This window comes from Candidatus Binatia bacterium (genome assembly GCA_036563615.1).
In the GTDB taxonomy this organism is placed as follows: Bacteria; Desulfobacterota; Binatia; order UBA12015; family UBA12015; genus DATCMB01.
In genome coordinates this window covers 189,614-211,070 of sequence record DATCMB010000019.1, presented here as the reverse complement: position 1 = coordinate 211,070, position 21,457 = coordinate 189,614, and the positions used below count along the sequence as shown (strand labels likewise).

20 protein-coding genes are annotated in these 21,457 nt (G+C 71.5%); 13 read left to right on the top strand and 7 right to left on the bottom strand.

The window, feature by feature from the left end; translation table 11 throughout:
• Positions 1-13: 13 nt before the first annotated feature.
• Entirely contained in the window at positions 14-2,674 is a 2,661-nt protein-coding gene (cas10, locus tag VIS07_16650; protein ID HEY8517143.1) for a type III-A CRISPR-associated protein Cas10/Csm1, read from the bottom strand.
• A gap of 209 nt (positions 2,675-2,883) precedes the next feature.
• Between cas10 and VIS07_16645 the strand changes: the two genes are divergently transcribed.
• A complete protein-coding gene (locus VIS07_16645; GenBank protein ID HEY8517142.1) occupies positions 2,884-3,303 on the top strand; it encodes a secondary thiamine-phosphate synthase enzyme YjbQ in 420 nt (139 codons plus the stop codon).
• Between the two features lie 123 nt (positions 3,304-3,426).
• Here VIS07_16645 and VIS07_16640 read toward each other — a convergent pair whose 3' ends face one another.
• Positions 3,427-5,166, bottom strand: coding sequence for a thiamine pyrophosphate-binding protein (locus tag VIS07_16640; protein HEY8517141.1), 1,740 nt, complete (start codon positions 5,164-5,166; stop codon positions 3,427-3,429).
• A 57-nt stretch (positions 5,167-5,223) separates the two neighbouring features.
• On the opposite strand from VIS07_16640, the gene VIS07_16635 reads away from it, so the two are divergent.
• From VIS07_16635 to VIS07_16625, 3 genes are read left to right on the top strand one after another with little or no spacing between them, the layout of a single operon-like run.
• Positions 5,224-6,240 (top strand): TIGR03617 family F420-dependent LLM class oxidoreductase, encoded by a 1,017-nt coding sequence (locus VIS07_16635; GenBank protein HEY8517140.1) that lies wholly within the window; start codon positions 5,224-5,226, stop codon positions 6,238-6,240.
• A gap of 8 nt (positions 6,241-6,248) precedes the next feature.
• Entirely contained in the window at positions 6,249-6,842 is a 594-nt protein-coding gene (locus tag VIS07_16630) for a GNAT family N-acetyltransferase (GenBank protein ID HEY8517139.1), read from the top strand.
• Positions 6,839-7,030: a hypothetical protein gene (locus tag VIS07_16625; protein HEY8517138.1), complete on the top strand. Its 192-nt coding sequence runs from the start codon at positions 6,839-6,841 to the stop codon at positions 7,028-7,030. The genes VIS07_16630 and VIS07_16625 overlap by 4 nt, the downstream gene beginning before the upstream one ends.
• Before the next feature lie 64 nt (positions 7,031-7,094).
• Here the strand turns inward: VIS07_16625 and VIS07_16620 are convergent, their stop codons facing one another.
• Entirely contained in the window at positions 7,095-7,601 is a 507-nt protein-coding gene (locus tag VIS07_16620; protein ID HEY8517137.1) for a DUF1579 family protein, read from the bottom strand.
• Between the two features lie 210 nt (positions 7,602-7,811).
• Here VIS07_16620 and VIS07_16615 point away from each other — a divergent pair, with 210 nt between their 5' ends.
• From VIS07_16615 to VIS07_16590, 6 genes are all read left to right on the top strand, one after another.
• On the top strand, positions 7,812-8,993 hold the full coding sequence (locus VIS07_16615) for a thaumatin family protein (protein ID HEY8517136.1): 1,182 nt from the start codon (positions 7,812-7,814) through the stop codon (positions 8,991-8,993).
• Between the two features lie 298 nt (positions 8,994-9,291).
• Positions 9,292-9,870, top strand: coding sequence for a hypothetical protein (locus VIS07_16610; GenBank protein HEY8517135.1), 579 nt, complete (start codon positions 9,292-9,294; stop codon positions 9,868-9,870).
• A 157-nt stretch (positions 9,871-10,027) separates the two neighbouring features.
• On the top strand, positions 10,028-10,297 hold the full coding sequence (locus tag VIS07_16605) for a hypothetical protein (protein ID HEY8517134.1): 270 nt from the start codon (positions 10,028-10,030) through the stop codon (positions 10,295-10,297).
• A 132-nt stretch (positions 10,298-10,429) separates the two neighbouring features.
• Positions 10,430-10,900 (top strand): PaaI family thioesterase, encoded by a 471-nt coding sequence (locus VIS07_16600; GenBank protein ID HEY8517133.1) that lies wholly within the window; start codon positions 10,430-10,432, stop codon positions 10,898-10,900.
• A complete protein-coding gene (locus VIS07_16595) occupies positions 10,897-11,358 on the top strand; it encodes a PaaI family thioesterase (protein ID HEY8517132.1) in 462 nt (153 codons plus the stop codon). Before VIS07_16600 ends, VIS07_16595 begins: the two co-directional genes overlap by 4 nt.
• The gene (locus VIS07_16590; protein ID HEY8517131.1) at positions 11,355-11,639 is read left to right on the top strand and encodes a hypothetical protein; all 285 of its coding nucleotides are present in this window, start codon (positions 11,355-11,357) and stop codon (positions 11,637-11,639) included. Before VIS07_16595 ends, VIS07_16590 begins: the two co-directional genes overlap by 4 nt.
• Here VIS07_16590 and VIS07_16585 read toward each other — a convergent pair whose 3' ends face one another.
• The 4 genes from VIS07_16585 to VIS07_16570 form a co-directional block, all read right to left on the bottom strand.
• Positions 11,640-12,452, bottom strand: coding sequence for a phytanoyl-CoA dioxygenase family protein (locus tag VIS07_16585; GenBank protein HEY8517130.1), 813 nt, complete (start codon positions 12,450-12,452; stop codon positions 11,640-11,642).
• A 68-nt stretch (positions 12,453-12,520) separates the two neighbouring features.
• Complete coding sequence (locus tag VIS07_16580) at positions 12,521-15,997, bottom strand: carboxyl transferase domain-containing protein (protein HEY8517129.1); 3,477 nt, start codon at positions 15,995-15,997, stop codon at positions 12,521-12,523.
• A 120-nt stretch (positions 15,998-16,117) separates the two neighbouring features.
• Complete coding sequence (locus VIS07_16575) at positions 16,118-16,993, bottom strand: phytanoyl-CoA dioxygenase family protein (GenBank protein HEY8517128.1); 876 nt, start codon at positions 16,991-16,993, stop codon at positions 16,118-16,120.
• 10 nt (positions 16,994-17,003) lie between these two features.
• Positions 17,004-17,627, bottom strand: a complete 624-nt coding sequence (locus tag VIS07_16570) for a TetR family transcriptional regulator (protein ID HEY8517127.1) — start codon at positions 17,625-17,627, stop codon at positions 17,004-17,006.
• Positions 17,628-17,699: 72 nt separating this feature from the next.
• Here VIS07_16570 and VIS07_16565 point away from each other — a divergent pair, with 72 nt between their 5' ends.
• From VIS07_16565 to VIS07_16555, 3 genes are all read left to right on the top strand, one after another.
• Positions 17,700-18,341, top strand: a complete 642-nt coding sequence (locus tag VIS07_16565) for a DedA family protein (GenBank protein HEY8517126.1) — start codon at positions 17,700-17,702, stop codon at positions 18,339-18,341.
• A 141-nt stretch (positions 18,342-18,482) separates the two neighbouring features.
• Entirely contained in the window at positions 18,483-20,936 is a 2,454-nt protein-coding gene (locus VIS07_16560; GenBank protein ID HEY8517125.1) for a fused MFS/spermidine synthase, read from the top strand.
• A complete protein-coding gene (locus tag VIS07_16555) occupies positions 20,866-21,450 on the top strand; it encodes a hypothetical protein (protein HEY8517124.1) in 585 nt (194 codons plus the stop codon). The genes VIS07_16560 and VIS07_16555 overlap by 71 nt, the downstream gene beginning before the upstream one ends.
• The last annotated feature ends 7 nt before the right edge of the window (positions 21,451-21,457 follow it).

Here is a 21,457-nt window from a genome sequence, read left to right as displayed (position 1 = left end):
GCCTGGCATGGCGTCAGCTCCTTTCCCGGGTCAGCAGCTCGGCGAGCCGCGCCGCCGGCTGCAGGAGATGAATCACGTCCGCCTCGCACGCCTCGTCGCTGCCGGGCCACGTGCGTCCGGGCAGCGCACGCCGGAAGGCGTCCAAGCGCTCGCGCAGCGGACCGCTTCGCGCGAGGCGCGCGATCTCGTAAGCGGCGGTCCACGCCCATCGGCCACGGCGCGTGCCCTGCTCGATCTCGGCGAGGCTCCGTTTCGGGCCGGAGGCGCGCAGCGACTTGCATGCCTCGCGGTGCTCGTGCGCGATGCGCGCAAGGCGGTGTACGAACGAGCGCGCCAGCGCGCTCGGTGCGTCTTCTGCGACACCGAAGCCCGGCAGCTCGCGCTCGTCGGCCGCGATCAAGGCGAGAATCTCGGCCACCATCGCGCCGACCACGTCGAGATCCCGCCAGCCGATCGACTCGCCGGCTAGCGCTAACGCATCCTTGCTCTTTCCCGACGAACGGCGGTGCGACTTGGCGAGGTGCTCGAGCTCGCCGGCCATCGCGGCGCCCGACGCGATCGGGTGATTCGCGGACACGACCGCGAGCCCCCCGGACACGCCCCATTCGGGGTTGTGCGCGACGAACGCGTCGAGCTCGCGCCGGATCTCGCGCGCGAAGCCGGGCAGCGCCGACCAAGCCCCGACGACGAACAGGTCGTCGCCGCCGGAGTAGATGAGCTGCGCCTTACCGGACCATGGCCGGTCCGGCTCGGCGAGCAGGTGCGCGACGTAGCCGCCGAAGAAGTAGGCGAGCGACTTCGAGAGGTTGGTGAGCCGCGAGATGGTGGTCAGGTCCTCCTCGCTGCCGTCGTCGCGGCGACGCACGAAGCCCCTGGCGAGCTTCTCGCCCATCGAATCGACGTCCATGCGCAGGACGCCGAGGCGCTCGACGCCCGTCGATTGCGCGGCGAGATCCTCGAAGGTTCCCTTCTCCCAGTGCCCCACCGAGCCCGCGAAGAGCATGACCACGGGCGCGTTGCCCTCGGGGATGAAGGTGGTCTCGTTCAGCGCGAAAACGACGTCGTCGGGCTCCGCCGTGGCGGAGCAGGTGGCTGCGTCTTGCTCGGTGACGACGTACGAAGCGCCCAGAACCGGGGGCATCGTCAGCACGAGCGGGCGCCGTTCCGACGATCTCAGTCTGCTGGCCAAGCGCTCGGCGCGCTCCGGGTCGCGCACGCGAAGAGCGGAGCGCGCGTACGGCAGCAGCCGCCCGAGATCCTCCAGATCTCGACACTCGCGGCACGCGCGCCGACTCTCGTCCGGGAGATCCGCGAGATCCGCGTCGAGCTGCCCACAGACGCGGCAGACGTCCTCGTTCTGCGGATCGCCGAGCGGCGCGAACACCTCGTCGTAGCGCTCGCGCCCGAGCCGCGACAGCCGGCGGTGGCGGCGCACGTGGAGATCCGCGGTGGCGTCGCGGAACGCCGCCGCCATGCGCTTCTCGACGAAGTCCTTGCCCGCGATGCGCGCAAGCCCGATCGCGAAGCCAAGGCGACCGCCGTAGGTCTTCTGCAAGCCGAGGTCGATCTCCTCGGCGAGGCTCGCTACGCGCTCCTCCGCCGCGGCGGGCAAGAGAAGCCACAGCTTGCCGCCGCCGACGAAGAGCGCGTTGGTCGGCGGCAGATCGAGCTCCGCCAAGAGACGGCTCGCGATCGCGTCGGACAGGATCTGCAGGAAGAACGACCGCCCCCGCAGCGCACGAGCCGCGTGCTTGGACACGATGGTGTAGAGGAAGCGCTGGATTCCGAAGAGGTCGCCGACCACCAGCAGGTAGCGCGGGTCCGCGCGATCACGAACGCGCTCGACGGTCACCTCGCCGGTGGCGAGAAGCTGCGCGGCGGAGGCGGCGGCGATGGCGCTCGCCGCACGGCTGTGCTCGAACAGCGACACGTCGCGCGGCGTGCAGTTCGTGGCCGCCGGGACGCACCAGGCGAAGCGCTCGTAGACGGCGAGAAACGAGGTCAGGAAGCGGCGGATGTCGCCGCCGTGTACCCGCGATGCCTCCGCGGCGAACTCCGCGAACAAGGCTGCATACTCGCGCACGGCCTCGGCCTGGCTCCGCGAGCGAGCCTCCTGCGGGAAGATCGTGCGGTCGAAGGAGAGCCGCCGCAGCGGGACCTCCCAGCCGGAAACCTCCTCATCGCACCCAACCTCCGCGAGCAACGGAACGAGGCGCGCTTGCTGAACGTGGCTCCAACCGCGGATGGACTCGTCGGGGTGGCCGCGATCCATGCCGGCCGACAAGCCGTCGGCTTCAGCAACCAGGTGATCGAACGCGCTGCTCGGCTTGTGGTGGCGCGCCGCCCAGCCCGCGACGTTCTGGTCGCCGCCGTCGCCGACCGAGGTCAGCCAGGGCAGATGGGTCTCGATGAACTGCCAGGTGTACGCCGCGTGGTGATACGCAGTTCTCGTGTATGTGTTCCCGGTCGCCTCGTCGGTCGCCTTCTCGGTCACCGCGAAGAGGTGCAGGTTGGCGAGCGAGCGGTAGCGCTCGGGGTCCGCCTCGGCGCGCTGTGCGAACTTGCCGACGTCGTGCAGCAGCGCGGCGAGCGCTGCCTGCCACACACGGTCGCGATGGGTAGCGGAGGGATCGGGGTTCACTGGGTTCTGGTTCGAGAGCTCTTTGTGGCGCACGCGCGACGCGCGCAACGGAAACGAGACGCCGACACTTTTGATTTTTTGCACGCTGCCTGTCAACGGTTATTGACGCACGCGAGTGAGACAGCGGCTGTCTCTAGTCCGGCCCGCCGGCTCCTTCGGTGTGTGCGCAGCCGCGACGGCGCTCACGCCACGTGCCAACACCCCACGTTGCCGCAGCGCGCGCGCTCCCGTAACGACACCCCATGCGCCAGGAGCTCGGCGAGATCGCGGTCCGCACCGGCGGGCGGGCGCTCTACGAGGTGACCGACGAGGTCGCCGGCTGGTTGCGCGGCGTCCGCGCCGAGCGCGGGCTCTTGACGCTGCTCGTGCGGCACACCTCGGCGAGCCTGCTCATCCAGGAAAACGCCGACCCCGACGTGCAGCGCGACCTCGAGACCTTCTTCACGCGCCTCGTCCCCGACGGCGACCGCGCCTTCGTGCACACCGCCGAAGGCCCGGACGACATGCCGTCGCACGTGCGCGCAGCGCTGACCCAGACCTCGCTGTCGATCCCGGTCGAGCGCGGTCGGATGCTGCTCGGCACGTGGCAGGGGATCTACCTGTGGGAGCACCGCCGCGCGCGCCACGAGCGGCGGATCGCTCTGCACTACCTCGGCGAGTAGACGCGCCCCGCGCGCGGCGCCGAACGCGCTGACCGAGCGCACGCAGCACCCACGCCGCGTGCGCTCGACCGGTGCGAGCGCACGAAGCCGCAGCGGCACCTGACGCCACCGCGGCTCGCCGCGTCAGCTCCCCTTCGCGCCCTGCTTCGACGAGTACTGGATGTACTTGCGCGACAGCGGCGAGAGGTCGTTGCGCCCGATCATCACCTCGATGATCGAGAAGCGCTCGCTGCGATCGGCGCGCTCGAGCGCCGCGAGCAGCTCGGGACCGGACGTGACGCGCTCCCCGTCGCCGCCCCACAGACGCGCGAGCTCGGCGTACGGCCACGACGGGATCTCGAGGATCGAGTGGCGCTTGACGACCGGACGGAAGATCCCCCAGCCGCCGTTGTTGGTCACGAGCACGATCGGACGCAGCCCGTAGCGCGGCGCGTGCGCGATCTCGGGACCGGTCATCTGGAACGCGCCGTCGCCGCACAGCAGGATCGGACGCTTGCCGGTGCCCATCTCGATGCCCATCGCGCCCGGCACGCCGAAGCCCATCGACGCATAGAAGCCCTGCGCGAAGTACGCGGCGCGACCGGCGACACGCACGTCGATGCCGGCGAACAGCATGTCGCCCGCTTCCGCGACGACGACGTAGCTCTTCCGCCGCTCGAGGAAGTGATTGAGAACCAGCAGCATCTCGGCGACGCGCATCGTGCCGCCACGCGCACGCGCGGACGGCGCCGCGCTCTTCGCGAAGCGCGCGTGCGCCGAGCCGCTCGCGCCGTTGCCCGCCGGCAGCGACGCGAGCCACGCGGGCGGCGGCGGCAGGTTGTCGTGGTACTCGACCTTCTCGCGATGCGGGCGCAGCTCCTCCTCGAGCAGCGCGCGCACGAAGTCCTTGAGCGCGACGTCGTTGTAGCTGTGGAAGCTCACGTCGACGCGGCGGTCGATGGCGCGGATCGAGCGCTCGGAAGCGAGCGGACGCCCCGCGCTGCCGATGTCGGTCGCGAGGCAGCCGAGGTCGAGGATCAGATCCGCTTGCTCGACGCGGCGACGGATCGCGACCGGGCTGTGCGGACCCATGTACACGCCCATGTGGAGCGGATGGTCCATCGGCACCGCGCCCTTCGACAGCATGGTCGTCAGCACCGGCGCGCCGAGCCGCTCGCAGAGCGTGATCACCTCCTTCTGCGCCTTGAAGCGGAAGGTCTCGATGCCGACCATCACGACCGGCTTCTGTGAGCGGTTGAGACGCTCCGCCGCGTCGCGCGCCGCCTCGCGCACCTTGTGCGGATTCGAGTGCGGCATCTCGAGCGGATGCTGCTCGAGCAGGCGCTTCGGCACCTCGATGACGCGATCGACCATGTCGCGGTGGATCTCGAGGTAGCCCGGACGCTGCTCCTGCCACATCGTGCGCACCACGCGGTCGATCTCCTCGGCCGCGGTGCGTGGATCCTGGATCACGGCCGCCGCCGCGGTGACCTCGCGGTAGATGTTGAGCTGCGACTCGATCGCGCGCGCCTGGTGGTGGATCAGCGTGCCGAACTTGCGCTCCTCGTCGCCCGGTCCGCCGCTGATCACCAGCACCGGCACGTGCTCCGCGTACGAGCCCGCGACCGCGTTGACCATGTTGTGCCCGCCCGCGCCGTACGTGACGCAGGCGACGCCGATCGAGCCGGTCGCGCGCGCGTAGCCGTCGGCCGCGAAGCCGACCGCCGGCTCGTGCGAGAACGTGACGATCTTCCACCGTCCGCGCTCGCCGAGGTGCGAGAACAATCGCAGCACGAGGTCGCCGGGGATCCCGAACATCCTCTCGACGCCGAGGCCGCGGAGATAGGCGACCAGGAAGTCGCCGAGGCGCATTCGTCTCTGCATCGTTTTCGTATATCGCCGCTTTCGCTAGAAGCCTAAGCTCCACCGAGGAGGACGCAGATGAAGCTCGATACCGCGCTCGCCGCAGCAACGTTGAAGGACGTGCCCGAGGCCGCGAAGGCCGCCGAGGAAGCGGGCTTCGACGCCGTGTGGACGGCCGAGACCGGACACGATCCCTACCTGCCGCTCGCGCTCGCCGCCGAGCACACGAAGAAGATCAAGCTCGGCACGTCGATCGCGGTCGCCTTCCCGCGCAGCCCGCTCGCGCACGCGATGATCGCGTGGGACCTGCAGGCGCTGTCCGGCGGACGCTTCATCCTCGGACTCGGCACGCAGGTGAAGGCGCACAACGAGCGTCGCTTCGGCGTCAAGTGGGAGTCGCCCGGTCCGCGGCTGCGCGAGATGATCCAGATGATCCGCGCGGTGTGGGACACCTTCCAGAACGGCACGCGGCCGAGCTTCAAGGGCAAGTTCTACGAGTTCACGCTGATGACGCCGTTCTTCAACGGCGGTCCGATCGAGCATCCGAACATCCCGATCTACATCGCGGGCGTGAACGAGTACATGTGTCGCCTCGCGGGCGAGCTGTGCGACGGCTTCCACGTCCACCCGTTCCACTCGTTCAAGTACCTGAACGAGCACATCCTGCCGAACATCCAGCAGGGCGCGCAGAAGGCCGGCCGCGACCCGAAGGCGTGCAAGCTCTCGACCGCGGCCTTCGTCATCGTCGGCGACGACGACGAGGAGCGGAAGGGCCTGAAGGGCCTCGTCAAGCAACAGATTGCCTTCTACGCGTCGACGCCCGCGTACCGTCCGGTGCTCGAGGTGCACGGCTGGGGCGACGTGCAGGCGAAGCTCAACGAGAAGGCCCGCGCCGGCGACTGGGGCGGCATGGCGGATCTGATCACCGACGAGATGCTCGAGGTCTACGCCACGACCGGCACCTGGGACGACATCGCCGGCAAGCTCAAGGCGAAGTACGAGGGCATCCTCGATCGCCTGAGCTTCTACATCCCGTACCGCAAGGGCGACCGCGTCGAGCGCTGGCGCGAGGTGATCCGCGCCTTCAACGGCTGACGCGCGCCGTGGCCGTCACCGTCCGATCGGCGCGCGAGGACGATCTCGAGGCGATCCGCGACATCGTCAACTGGGCGATCGAGCACACGCACTACAACTTCAACACCGAGCCGCAGACGCTCGCGCACTGGCAGGCCGAATGGTCTGCCGGGCGCGAGCGCCATCCGTGGCTGGTCGCGGAGCTCGACGGTGCGGTGGTCGGCGTCGCCTACGCGGGCCGCTACAAGGTGCGTCGCGCGTACGACTGGACGACCGAGGTCACGGTCTACGTCTCGCACCGACACCACCGCCGGGACGTCGGCACGGCGCTCTACCGCGAGCTCCTGCCGACGCTCGAGGCGCAGGGCTTCCACGCGGCGATCGGCGTGATCGCCCTGCCCAACCCGGGCAGCGTCGCGCTGCACGAGCGCTTCGGCTTCGTGTGCGCGGGCGTCACCCCGCGGGTCGGCTGGAAGATGGGCCGCTGGTGGGACGTCGGGCACTGGCAGAAGCTGCTGCGCGACGCGTCGCACGTCGCGGGGCCGATCGTGCCGGTCGCGGAAGTCTTGGCGTCGCGGCGCGAAGGCGCCGGACGCCGAGAGCAGAGAGTGAGGAGCGAGTGACGTCGGCGCCGGACCGAGCGGATCGAGCGCAAGCTCGCTCCGCCGACGAGCGCGCTGAAAAGGACGCGCGCGCTGGCACGGATCCCGCAAGCGCGCAGGACATGAGCCGCACGCAAATCGCTCTACCGATCGTCGCCGTCGCAGCCCTCGTCGCGCTCGTGCTGTTCGCCGCCGCGGTCGGGGCGTAGGCACTGCCGCCGAGGAAAGCAGCACCGAGCGCCGCGACGCACGTCGCGCCGACGCGCGCCGGCCTCACTCCGCGCGGGTGAGCGTCCCGTCGATCGTCCGCACCGTCCGACCGTCGCCGTCCTTGCGGACGAGCGTCCACTCGAGGCGGTCGGGCGAGCGCCAGCGGTCCTCGATGACGAAGCTCGCGCCGTCCTTCTCGCCGCGCCAGGTGATGGTTTCGCTCGCGGGGTGCCAGCTTCCCTCGGCCGTGTGCCAGTAGCCGTCGGAGTCGAAGAGCCACTGGCGGAGCACGCCGGTCGCGGGCTCGCGGGTCATGATCTGCAGCTCGGCCGCGCCGGGTGGGATGCTCGCCGAGCGGAACTCGACCCAGCGGCCCTCGAGCGTGCGCTCGGCGCGCGCCGTCCCGAGGGTGTGGGCGATCACGTTGCCCGCGCCGTCGCGCACGGTGGTCTCGGTGCGCCAGGTGCCCAGGAAGCGGGCCAGGACTGCATCCTCCGCGCGCCGTTCGAAGTCATCCGCGCACGCGAGCGTCGCGACCAGGACGCCGAGCAGCAGGGGAAGGAGCGCCATCGCGCGCGTCCGCGTGCGGCGTGTCTCCTTGCTGGATGCGGGCGGCGGGGCGGGCTCGCGCATCCGTCGCCCATGCCACGAAGGGCGACTCGATCGCCAATCCCGACGCACACAGCAACGCGCATGGCATGAGGACGTTCGGCGGCGCGACCTCTTGAACTCCGGCCGAGAAGTGCCGATCCCTTCACCGATCGATCGGAGGCAGGCGGCATGAGCGATCTACGCTGGCGAGCACTCTTCTCGAGCGCGGCGCTGATCGTGGCTCTTCTCGCGCTGCCCGGGCTCCCGGGCTGCGGCAACTCGTCGGACGGCGGCGCACCGACGCCGCCCCCGACGCCGGTGGGCGAGCCACCTCCCGGATCTCCCGAGCCCGCCGCCTGCACGAGCGCCGAGGGCTCCTGCCTGCAGTGCCCGCAGGGCTTCTACTGCTGCACCTTGAACGGCGCGTGCTGGAACCCCGAGACCGAGCCCGACAACTGCAAGTTCACGACCTGCTTCACCAACGACCAGTGCAACCTCGCCGACGTCTGCCAGGTGTCGGCCGCGCCGCCGCCCGGCGGCGAGCACAAGATCACCTTCGTCAACCGGTCGGGCCAGACCGTGTGGGTCGCCGGCATCAACGGCAACGGCGTACCGAATCCGATGGACGTCGGCGGCTGGGACTGGGAGCTCCCCGACGGCGCGAGCAAGACCATCACCGTGCCGTACGGCTGGGACAGCGGCCGCTTCTGGCCGCGCACCGGCTGCACGGCGACCGGCGACAACGGCCTCAAGTGCCAGACGGGCGACTGCAACGGGCTGCGCAACTGCGTCGCGAGCGGCAATCCGCCCGCATCCCTCGCCGAGTTCACGCTCGACGGCGGCGCCGCGAACCCGGGCGGCAACGACAACTACAACGCGAGCTTCGTCGACGGTTGGAATTTGCTTTTGACGATCGAGCCCGACCAGCCGCAAGGCAGCGGCGACCCGCCATTCTGCGGCGTGGCGGGCTGCGCGACGACGCCCAAGTGCCCCGACTGGGGGAAGACGACCGGCGGCTGTCTGAGCCCATGCCAGGTCGGGCACGACACCCGTTACTGCTGCACGTGCAGCCTCACGACGGATTGCACCTGCGGGCAGCCGTGCTGCGACGGTCAGTACGGCTGCTCACCGTACAGCAACCCGCCGAGCCCGCACGACCAGATCTGCGACCCGTTCGGCGAGCAGCGACCCGACGCGGCCTGGGAGCCGACCTACCAGGACTACGTGACCGAGATTCACGCGGTCTGCCCGACGATCTACGCGTGGCAGTACGACGACACCAACGGGCTGTTCTCGTGCCGCGGCAACGGCACGCTCGTCAACTATACGATTACCTTCCTGAACCCGATGAACCACGACGCTTCGCAATAGCTCTGCGCGGCGCCGCGAGAGCACGCGATGCTCCTCGCGGCGCCGCAGCGCGAACGATTGCAAGCGCGTAGGTTTCGGCGTTTCCCTTAAGGGAAATACCGAGCGCGTCGCGGCCGAACCGCCTTCCCACGGTTCACGACCCCGTGGTAGCGCACGCCCAGTCAAGAGCTCTCGGGGTTTCGACGACGAGGGCCGCGACGTCACCGATCCATCCCAGACCAGCTCCGTACACTTCGCACCTCCCCAAACGAACGTAACGGTCCTCGCGCGCTGTCCCCCGGGAAGAAAAGGAGGGCCGATGAAGTTCGTGTTCGGAGTGGTGGTCGCGTCGCTCGTCGCGCTCGCAGGTGCCGGCGGAGCTTCTGCGAAGTGCACGGACGACGCAGCCGTCGCGGCAGCGCGCGCCGCCGTCGCCGCGGAATGCCCCTGCGACGGCTTCCGCAACCACGGGCAATACGTCAAGTGCGCGCGCGAGGTGGTGAACGATCTCGCCAGCCAGGGACTGCTGCCCAAGAACTGCAAGGGCGACGTCACCTCGTGCGCGGCGCGGTCGACCTGCGGGCGTCCAGGCTTCGTCACCTGCTGTACGGTCGACAAGAAGGGCAAGACTCGCTGCACGATCAAGAGGAACGCGGCGCAGTGCAAGGCGCCGAAGGGTGGCACGGCGTGCGTCGGTCAAACGAACAGCTGCTGCGACGCGTGTGCCCAGGGCTGCCCCGGCGTGACGCCGACGCCGACGCCCACACCGACTCCGACTCCCGCGCCGACCGAGACCCCGCCGCCGACTCCGACGGCGGAGCCAACGCCGACGCCAACGCCACCGTACGGCTCCGCGAGCCAGGCGTTCGTGCACGACGTCCAGAGCTTGCTGCAGTGAGGGCCGCGTTGCTGCACGCGGTGTGCAGAGCGTGAGCCGTGCACAGTCGCCGGCGGAGGTGGCATGCCGCCTCCGCCGGCGCGGGGGGTGGACGCTGCTGGCCGCGCTCGCAGCCTCGCTCGCGCTGGCGACGGGCTGCGAGCGCACGTCGCAGACGATGCTGACGGGGCAAGCCGTGCGCGGCAGCGACCTCGCGAAGCTCACCATCGGACGCAGCACGGCGGCCGACGTCGAGCGCATCCTCGGCGCGCCCGACGAGCGCGGCGCCGACGGCTCGCTCGTCTACCGCGCGACCGCCGTGCGCCGCAGCTTCCGCTCGGTCGCAGGCGTGCCGCTCGGAAGCAGCGAGCAGGTCGTCGGCTCGCGCACCGCGCGCTTCCAGTTCGCGGGCGGGGTGCTGCAGAAGGTCTGTCGCGAGCGCTCGTAGCGCGCCGTCGACACCGAGCCGTTGACACCGCGCCGTCGAAGCGCGTCGTCGTGTCGTGGCTGCGTGTCTGCGGTCGGGCGACGCGCGCGACGACGGTTGAACCAGCCGGGGCGGGATGGTTCATCGACTGACGTGAGCCGCTCCCGCCTGCTCGACGCGGTCGCCGAGCGCAAGAACCTGCTGATCGACTACGTGCCGCACTCGGTCGCGCTCGGGATGGTCGTGCTCGACGCGAAGCCCGGCGAGGCCTGGATCAAGATCCCGTACGACGAGAAGCTGGTCGGCAACCCCGCGACCGGCGTGATCCACGGCGGCGTGATCACGACGCTGCTCGACAGCACCGCCGGGGTCGCGGTGATGACCGCGCTGCCCGATCTGCGCTCGATCGCGACGCTCGACCTGCGCATCGACTACATGAAACCCGCGACGCCCGGCCGCGACGTGATCGGCCACTGCCGCTGCTACAAGCTGACGCGGCACATCGCGTTCGTGCACGGCTCGGCCTACCACGAGGATCCGCACGACCCGATCGCGACCGCCGCGATGACCTTCATGCTGGGCGCGAACCAGGCGCCGCCGCCCGCGCCCGCGGTGCAGTCGTGAGCACGCCGACCAATCCTGGAACGCGCGCGTCGGCCGACGAGCTGCGCGCGCTGCTCGACCGCATCCCGTACTGCCGCTTCATCGGCATCACGGTCGGCGTCGACGACGACGGCGAGCTGATCTCGGTGCTGCGCTTCGGCCCGCAGATCGTCGGCAACGCGATGCTGCCCGCGATCCACGGCGGCGTCATCGGCGCGTTCCTCGAGAACGCGGCGATCGTCGAGGTGATGCGCCACTCGCCGAACGGGCCGCTGCCGAAGCCGATCGATCTCACGATCGCGTACCTGCGCTCGGCGCGCGCGGTCGACACGTTTGCGAAGGCGATCGTCACCAAGCACGGCCGTCGCGTGACCAACGTGCGCGTCGAGGCGTGGCAGGACGACCGCAATCGACCCGTCGCGACCGCGCAGGGCCACTTCCTGGTGTCGCGCGACGACGCGCGTCGAGAGAACGCATGAGCTCCATCCGGGTGACCAGCGAGCGCAGCGACGGCGACGGCTGGCGCTTCGACGTCCGCGTCGAGGAGCGCGGCGCGAAGCACGACTTCGCGGTCACGCTCGGCAAGGCCGACTACGAGCGCTGGTCGGGCGGGAAGGTCGCGCCTGCCGACGTGATCCGCGCGGCGTTCCGCTTTCTGCTCGCGAAGGAGCCGGTCGGCTCGATCCTCCGCTGCTTCGATGCGAGCGTCATCCGCCGCTACTTCCCGGAAGTCGATCGCGAGCTGCCGGGAATGCTGTAGTCACCCGCTCGTCCGAGCGCTGAGACCGAGCGCCTCGCGGATCGCGCGCTCGACGGGCGCGTAGCGGGCGTCCGTGCGCTCGAGCGCGAGCGGCGACGCCGGCAGCAGCGGCGGCTGCGCGAGAAAGCGCGGCTCGCGTCCGCGATGTCGCTGCGCCGCGTGCACGAGAAGCGGGTGGCAGAGGTACACCGTGCCGGCCGCTCCGACGGCCAGCGCCTGCTCGCGCTGCGTCGTCGCGCCGGCCTCGATCCGCCGCGCGAGCTCGAGCGCCGTCAGGCCGTCCTCGCCTGCCGGCGCGAGCAGCCGCGCGACGTCGACGTGCGAGCCCGTGAGGATCCGCGTCGGCGCGTCGTCGGGGCCGACGTCCGAGAGCAGGACCAGCAGCAGCAGCGCGCGCCCGCGCGAGAAGACGTTCACCCGCCACGTCAAGTAGTCGTTTGGATCGGAGTCGCGACCGGCGAAGCTCGCGTCGACGTGCCAGCCGGTGTCGCCGGGATCTTGCTCGCTCGGGAAGCGGATGACGGGGAAGCCGAGGCTGCCGCGCGGCTGCCAGCGTCCGGCGCCGACCAGCGCGTCGAACGCCGCGTGCAGCGCCGGGGTGTTCGCAGCGCGCCGGAACGGCTCGTCGATGCGATCCGGGAGCCGCACGACGGGCCACGTCCAGGTCGCGGGCTCCGCACGCGCGCAGCCGAAGCGCTCGAGGTCGCGCCAGAGCAGCGCGCGGCACTCCTCCGCCAGCGAGCGCGGGATCGCGTCGTCGAGCCGCACGAAGCCGTCCGCGACGAAGCGCTCGACCTCTTCGGCATCGAGCACGCGCACACCTCCGTCGTGCCGTTCGCCGACGGCGCACGCAAGCCGAGGCACGCGCCGCTACGACGGTGTCACCAGGTATCGACGCACGGCCGCTTCTTGCCGGAGCCCGGCGCGCGCGGCGCCGGCGGCGGCACCGAGCGCAGCGCGCTCGCGACGCGCGCCCGCGACTCCGCCGGGTCGATCACCTCGTCGATCTCGAAGTGGCTCGCGGTGTTGATCGCCTTGCCGCGCTCGTAGGCGCGCGCGACCATCTCGTCGAACACGCGCTTGCGCTCGGCCGGATCCGCGATCGCCTCGAGCTCCCTGCGGAATCCGAGCTTGACGGCACCCTCGAGGCCCATGCCGCCGAACTCGCCGGTCGGCCAGGACACGGTGAAGAGCGGCGCCTTGTGGCTGCCGCCCGCCATCGCCTGCGCGCCGAGCCCGTAGGACTTGCGCAGCACGATCGTCGCGGTCGGCACCGTCAAGCTCGCGCCGACGACGAACATGCGGCAGCAGTGCCGCACGAGCGCCGTCTTCTCGATCTCGGGTCCGACCATGATGCCCGGCGTGTCGCACAGGAAGAGGATCGGCAGGTCGAACGCGTCGCAGAGCTGCATGAAGCGCGCCGCCTTGTCGGCGCCGTGCGCGTCGATCGCGCCCGCGAGGTGCTTCGGATCGTTGGCGATGATGCCGAGCGGCCGTCCCTCGATGCGCGCGAGCGCGGTCACCATGCCGCGTCCGAAGTGGCGGCGCAGCTCGAGCACCGAGCCCTCGTCGGCGAGCGTCTCGATGACGTCGCGCACCTCGTAGACGCGCAGCCGGTTCTCCGGGATGATGCTGCGCATGCGGCGCTGGTCGGCGCACGTCCATTTCGTCAAGCAACCCTGGAAGTACGACAGGTACTTCTTCGCGACCTGCACCGCCTCCGCCTCGTCGGCGACCGCCACGTCGACGACGCCGTTCGGCACCTGCACCGACATCGGCCCGACCTCCTCGGGTCGGAACACGCCGAGCCCGCCGCCCTCGATCATCGCCGGGCCGCCCATGCCGATGTTCGAGTTCGCGGTCGCGATGACGACGTCGCAGGAGCCGAGCAGCGCCGCGTTGCCCGCGAAGCAGCGTCCGGAGTTGATGCCGACGAGCGGCACCAGCCCGGACAGGCGGCTGAAGAGGTAGAACGCCATGCAGTCGAGGCCCGCGACGCCGGGCACGTCGGTGTCGCCCGGACGTCCGCCGCCGCCCTCGGTGAAGATCACCACCGGTAGCCGCATGCGCTCGGCGATCTCGAACATGCGGTCCTTCTTGCGGTGGTTCTGCATGCCCTGCGTGCCGGCGAGCACGGTGTAGTCGTACGCGAGCACGACGCAGCTCGTGCGCGACTCGTCGAGCGTGTCGCCGAACAGCTCGCCGTTGACGCGTCCGATGCCGGTGATCAGGCCGTCGGCTGGCGTGCGCGCGATCAGGTCCTCGAGCGAGCGCCGCTGGCGCTGCGCCGCGATGACGAACGAGCCGTACTCGACGAACGTGCCGGGGTCGCAGAGGTCGTCGATGTTCTCGCGCGCCGTGCGCTGGCCCGTCTTGCGCCGGCGCTCGACGGCGTCGGGACGCGCGGCATCGAGCTTCATCGCGTGACGCCGCAGCACCTCCTCGAGGTCGGGGCGGATGTAGTCGAGATCCTTCGCCTCCTCGCGGCTCTCGCGCTCGAGCACGACGTCGGCGGGCTCGAGGACGACGAGCGTCGCGCCGGCGGGCACGGTGTCGCCGTCGGCGACGACGACGCGATGGACGACGCCGCCGACCGGCGCCTCGACGACGTGCTCCATCTTCATCGCGCTCATCACGAGCAGGCCCTGCCCCGCCGCAACCGTCTCGCCCTCGCGCGCCTCGAGCGCGACGATCGTGCCCTGCAGCGGCGCGCGCACCGCGACCATGCCCTCGGGGACGTCGACCTCGGGCGCGACGGGAGACGGCGCGGGCGCGCTCGCGACCCCGCCCGCCGCCGCGGCGCCTGGCGCGGCGCCGCCGCTCTTGCCGTACGCCAGCACGGCGAGCGGGTCCTGCGGGTCGACGCGTGCGCCGGCGAGCGCGCGCGCCGCTGCGGCGGCGGCGCTCTGCGCGGCCGCGTCGGACGTCTCGCCGGCCGCGTCGGCGCGCTGCGGCGCGAGGTCCTCCTCGCGCGCGAGCTCGGCGAGGTGCTCGTCGACGAAGCGCGTGTGGATGCGGTTCGCGACGAAGTCCGGGTGGGCGAGCAGACGACGGAGGAACGGCGCGTTGGTCGCCACACCCTCGACCTCGAGCTCCGCGAGCGCGCGCGCGGCGCGCGCGGCGGCGTCCGCGAAGTCGTCCGACGTCGTGCGGCAGACGACCTTCAGCAGCAGCGGGTCGTAGGTCGGCTCGACGATGGCGCCCGCGACCGCCGCGGTGTCGACGCGCACGCCGCGGCCCGACGGCAGGACGAGCCTCCGCAGCGTTCCGCTCGACGGACGCGCCGTGCCGTCGGGCGTCATCACCTCGGCGTTGACGCGCAGCTGGATCGCGTAGCCGACCGGCGTCGGCGCGTGATCGGGCGCGAGGCCGAAGTCCGCGAGCCGCGCGCCGCGTGCGAGCTCGAGCTGCAGGCGCACGATGTCGATGCCGAGCACCTCCTCGGTCACCGTGTGCTCGACCTGCAGACGCGGGTTCGCCTCGATGAACGCGTACGCCGCCTCGTCGTCGTCGGGCGCGCTTGCGTCAATCAGGAATTCGAAGGTGCCGGCGTTGCGGTACTGCACCGCCTTCGCCATCCGCACCGCGTCCTCGGCGAGACGTGCACGCAGGCGCGGCGACAGGCTCGGGCACGGCGCGATCTCGACGATCTTCTGGTGACGCCGCTGGATCGAGCACTCGCGCTCGCCGAGGTGCACGACGGTGCCGCCCTCGTCGCCCAGCACCTGCACCTCGACGTGACGCGCGTGCACGAGCAGCTCCTCGACGTAGACCTCGTCGTTGCCGAACGCGCTGCGCGCTTCGGAGCGGCAGCGCTCCCACACCGCGCGCAGCTCGTCGGCGCTGCGCACGACGCGCATGCCGCGTCCGCCGCCTCCGGCCACCGCCTTGACCAGCATCGCGCCGCGCCGCCCGAGGACGGCGAAGAACTTCTCGGCCTCCTCGAGCGACACGGCGCCCTCCGAGCCGCGCAGCACCGGCACGCCGCAGCGCATCGCGAGCTCGCGCGCGCGCGTCTTGTCGCCGAAGATCGCGAGCGTCTCGGGCCGCGGTCCGACGAAGACCAGCCCCGCCTCCTCGCAGCGCCGCGCGAAGTCCGCGCTCTCGGCGAGGAAGCCGTAGCCTGGATGGATGGCGTCGGCGTCGGTCGCGCGCGCCGCGGCGATGAGCTGCTCCGCGTCGAGGTAGGCCGCCGGCCCGCGGCCGCGCAGCGCGTAGCTGCGCTCGGCGCGGCGCACGTGCAGCGCGCCCGCATCGTCCTCGGAGTACACCGCGACCGTCCCGAGGCCGAGCTCGGACGCGGCCTGGAGCACGCGGACCGCGACCTCGCCGCGGTTGGCGATCAGGAGTCTCTGCATGCTGCGCTATGAAGAGGAACGCACGGGTGGCGCGCAAGGCGCGTGCGATTCATTCCCTCGACCGCAGCCGACGCAGCAGCAGAGCCGATGGGTGCTGCGCGATCGGCGACGCGAGCGCGTTCAGCGCGCCGCTCGCTGCGACTCGCTGCGCGCCTTCGCGAGCGCCCCTTCGAGGTCGCCGAAGCCGACCTCCTTCGCCTCGGGACGCACGACCTCGAGCGGGTCGCGCAGGTCGTCGACGTAGCCCAGCGCGTACGCGCCGCGCGCGTAGCCGATCAGGCGCAGCAGCTCGACGGGCAGCGTGCGCGCGACCTCGAGCGGCACGGAGAGATACTGGTTCTCCTCCTGACGCAGCCACGAGCGGGCGTAGGTGATGTTGACGCCGTAGCGCGTCTCCTGCGAGCGGTTCGCGCCGCCGCCGTGGTAGACGCTGCCGGTGTAGATCAGCACCGAGCCCTTCACCATCTCCGCCGGCACGGTGTCCTCCTCGCGGTACGCGAGCCCGTCCTCGAGCTTGTTCGAGCCCGGCACGACGCGGGTCGCGCCGTTCGCCTCGGTGAAGTCGCTCATCGCCCAGATCGTGTTGCACTGCACCTCGTAGCCGCGCGGGAACGGGAAGAAGTCGAACGCCCACTGATCGCGGTGGATCTGCTGCCCGGGCTCGCCCGGGCCAATCGCGATCACCTGCGTGAGGTGCAGGTGGAAGCTCGTTCCGCCGCGCAGCACCTCGCGCGTGGTCGCGAGCACGAGCGGGTGCATGACGAGGTCCCGGCAGGTCGCGGAGCGCGCGACGAGACCGCCGGTGCGCTTGGTGCGCCGGCCGGTGAAGTCGTCGGGGCCGAACGGCGTCGCGTCGAGCCAGGGCGCGAGCTCGGCGCGCGCGCCGTCCATCACCTCCGGCGCGACGAGCCGATCGACGATCACGGCGCCGTCGCGCTCGAGGAGGCCGGCGATCTCGGTCGCCGTCGCGGTAGCGGGCAGGTGCTCGATGGCCATGTCTCTCTCCTTATTTCCGAGCGGGCTTCCGTGTGGCGCGGCTGCTGGCGGGCTTCCACGCGTCGACCACCGTGCGCAGGCGCCGGCGCAGATCCGCGAGCTCGACGGAGGAACGCGTCAAGCTCTCGATCTCGAAGCCGCGCACGATCGCGATCAGGATGCGCGCCGCTTCGAGCGCGTGCGCGACGCCGAGCCGTTCGAGCGCTTCGGCGAGACGCGAGGTCAGGTTGCGCTCGTAGCCGTTGACCTCGCGCGCGAGCTGCGGATCGCGCGCCGCGCGCACGATGAGCTCGTACTCGACGAGGATCCCGGAAGGGACTTCCAGCTCGCGCCGCACGAGCTCGACGAGGAAGCCGATCACGTCGTCCGCGCTGCGCAGCGGCACGTCGTCGGCGAGCCGGTCGAGCGCGTCGTACACGGCGCCCGCGTGCCAGCGGAACGCTTCGCGCAGCAGGTCGTCGCGCGAGGCGAAGTAGTAGGTCGTCGAGCCGAGCGGGACGTCGGCTTCCGCCGCGACGCGACGGTGCGTCACCGCGTCGACGCCGCCCTCGGCGACGACACGCAGCACGGCGTCGAGGATCGCGCGCCGCTTGCGCTCGGACTGCGGCAGCTCGTCGCCCACTCTCGCCGGCACGCCCATGTTGGACGGATGTACATGCCGTTCGTACATATGTCCATACCCGTTCGCGCGCGGACGTCGGCCACGTTGGACAGCGCGCGCGCGACGCCGTATCCCGGCGCCGTGCACCACCTCGCGCACCACCTGGCATCGGTCGAGCCGCTGCTTGCCGAGTACGGCTACGCAGCCGTGTTCCTCGCGATCTTCGTCGAGGGCTTCGGCATCCCGGCGCCCGGGCAGACGCTTCTGATCGCCGGCGCGCTGCTCGCCGCGCGCGGCGAGCTCTCGGTCACCGCCCTGCTCGTCGTCGCGGTGCTCGCGTCGGCGGCGGGGAACCTGGTCGGCTTCTGGCTCGGGCGCGTGGGCGGACGGCGCATCCTCGACAAGATCGGCGCGGGGCCACGTCTCGAGCGGATGGAGAAGCTCTTCCAGCGCCGCGGCGGGGTGCTGGTCGCCTTCGGACGCTTCGTCGACGGCACGCGGCAGCTCGCGGGGATCGTCGCCGGTTCGCTCGACATGCCGAGCGGCACGTTCTTCGCCTGGAACGTGCTCGGGGCGGTGGCGTGGGCCGTCACGTGGTCGCTCGGTCCGGTCCTGCTCGAAGAGCACCTCGGCCAGCTCGCCGCCGTGATGCACGCGTACCGACGGCTGTTCCTCCTTGCCGGGCTCGTGGCGGTCGTGCTCGGCGTGCTGTGGCTGCGCCGCGGCTCGACCGCACACACGACTTGATTTCTGTGCTTGCGATCACTCACGGTTCGCAACGGCCCGTCGGGGATCTTCGCGAGCTCGGGCTGACGCCTCGCCCCTGAATGCCGCGCGCGACGCGGAAAGTCTCTCGTCCACGACCGAGCGCCCTGGTAGCGTGGCCGCGTGACGCCGCGGCCCCTGCTGCTCCTCGGCTCGTTCTTCTTTCTCTCCGGACTCGCAAGCCTCGTGCTCGAGGTGGTGTGGACGCGCGAGCTGCGACTGCTCTTCGGATCGACGACGCTCGCCGCGAGCACGATCCTCGTCGCCTACATGCTCGGACTCGGGCTCGGCGGGCTCGCGGGCGGACGGGTCGCGCACCGGATCCGCAACGGCATCCGCGCCTACGCCTGGATCGAGATCGTGATCGGTCTGTTCGCGCTCGCGGTGCCGCTTGTGCTTGACGGCGTCGGAACGCTCGCACGCGGCTGGCTCGGCGGACTCGGCTTCTGGCCGCTCGTCCTCGGACGCTTCGCGCTCGCGCTCGCCGTGCTGCTCGTGCCGACGGTGCTGATGGGCGCGACGCTGCCGATCCTGGTGAGCGCGGTCACGCGCGACGACCCGCGCATCGGCGAGCGCACCGCCGTGCTCTACGGCGTCAACACGCTCGGCGCGGTCGCGGGCGTGTTCGCGACGGCCTTCGTGCTCTTTCCGCTGCTCGGGCTCTGGCGCTCGAACGCGCTCGGCGCGCTGCTCGACGTCGCGGTCGGCGTGCTGGCGCTCGCGACGCTCGCGCGCCGCGTGCCCGTCGGCGAGGCGACCGCGACGCCGGCCGCCGCGTCCGACGTCGCCGCGCCAGCCGCGGCAGAGCGAACCGCCGCGGCACCAGCCGCGGACGCGTCACGCGCCGCGAGCGTCACGCAACCCGCAGCGCTGCTCCTCGCCGCGTACGCCACCGTCGGCTTCACGGCGCTGGTCTACGAGGTCTGCTGGACGCGCGCGCTGGCGCTCGTCCTCGGCTCGTCGATCTACGCCTTCTCGGCCATGCTCGGCGCGTTCCTCGCCGGCATCGCGCTCGGCAGCCTCGCCGCGCGCCGCATCGTCGACCGGACGCGCAAGCCAGCGGCGCTGCTCGCCGGCGGGCTCGCGGTGCTCGGCGTGGTGTCGCTCGCGGTGATGCTCGTGCTGCCGTTGCTGCCGGCTGCGTTCCTCGAGCTGATGCGCACGACCGGCCCGATCGGCACGCGGCTCGTCGTGCTGCAGGTGCTGCTCTGCGTGGTCGTGCAGCTCCCGGCGACGCTCGTGCTCGGCGCGCTCTTCCCGCTGATCACGCGGCTCGTCGCCGAGACCGCACCGACGACGGGCGCGGCCGTCGGCCGCGTGTACTTCGCGAACACGCTCGGCTCCGCGGCGGGCGCCTTCGCCGCGGGATTCGTGCTCGTGCCGACGATCGGGCTGCGCGGCACGCTCGCGCTCGCCTCCGCGATCAACCTCGCGACGGCGGGCGTCGTGCTGCTGTCGCGGCGCAGTGAAGAAGCCGCGCCCGCGCAAGGCGCGGCGCGCACGTCGCTCGCGCGTCCGCTCGGCGTCGCGGCGCTCGCCGGCGCGCTCGCGCTGCTCCTCGTGCCGCTGCCGTTCGACGCCACCGCGCTCACGCGCGGCGCGTTCCGCGGGCCCGAGCTGGTGCTCGACTTCGGGCTACCGGACGTGCCGCTCGAGGGCGTGCCGCAGAACGAGATCCTCTACTACCGCGACGGCACGAGCAGCACGGTGTCCGTGCACCGCGAGCAGGGCGGCATCGAGCTGCGCGTCAACGGCAAGGCCGACGCCTCGAACCGCGGCGACATGTCGACGCAGGTGCTGCTCGGCGAGCTGCCGCTGCTCTTCGGACCGCCGGCGAAGCGCGTCGTCGTGATCGGCTACGCATCCGGCGTCACCGCCGGGTCGGTTGCGCGCCATCCGGTGGAGCGGCTCGACGTCGTCGAGATCGAGCCCGCGATCCTCGAAGCCGAGCGCTTCTTCGCGAACGAGAGCGGACGCCCGCTCGACGACCCGCGCGTGCACGTCTTCCTCGACGACGGACGCGCGCACCTCGCGGCCCACCCGGGCACGTACGACGTCGTCGTCTCCGAGCCCTCGAACCCCTGGATGACCGGCGTCTCGAACCTCTTCACGCGCGAGTTCTTCGCCATCGCGCGCGCGTCGCTGCGCGAGGGCGGACGCCTGCTGCAGTGGGTGCAGCTCTACGCCATGCCGCCCGAGGATCTGGCGTCGATCCTCGCCGCGGTGCGCAGCGAGTTCCCCTACGTCTACGGCTTCGCGCACGGCGACGAGGAGCCCGACCTGCTGCTGCTCGCGACCTCGCAGCCGCTGCGGCGCGAGGACCTGCCGCGCTGGGACGCGCTGCCGCCCGCAGTGCGCGACGATCTGCGTCGGATCGGCAACTTCTCGACCAGCGACCTGTGGAGCCTTTTGCGCTTGACGCCGCAGGACGTGGATGGCGAGCAAGCCCGAGCGCGTCGCCAACGCGATCGTGATCAGCGCGACGCCGCGCGCGTCCGTGCACACGGTGGCGCTGTCGCTGATCGGCCGCGAGGCGATCATGCGCGACCCGCGCTGGAACGGCGGCGACTACTATGACGGCGAGCCGCCGACCGCGGGCATCGGGCTCCTGACGATGTTCGGCGCGCTCTTCTGGCAGGACCGCAACCTGCTGCAGCGCAAGCTCGGGCCCGATCTCGCTCGCCCGCGACGTCTGTCGTACAGCTTCGAGCCCGACTTCGAGATCGAGCGTCTGCTGCTGCGCCTCGGCCAGCCGCAGAACGTCGTGCTCGACGCGAACGCGCTGCTCTACCTCGCGCGCGCCAACGACTACTTCGACCTCTCGCGCGGCCGCGCGAGCCTCGCCGAAGCGCTCGCCGGCTTCCGCGGTCGCGCGCTGCTGCTCGGCTTCGCGCAGGACTGGCGCTACCCGCCGAACGAGATCGCCGAGATCGACGCGGCGCTGCGCGAGAACGGCGTCGAGTCGCGTCACGTCACGCTGTCGAACCCGATCGGGCACGCCGCGTTCCTGCGCGACACGCCGAGCATCGCACCCGAGCTCGAGCGCTTCCTCGCCGAGGTGGCGCCGCGCGCGCGCGAGCGCGCCGCCTGAGGACGGA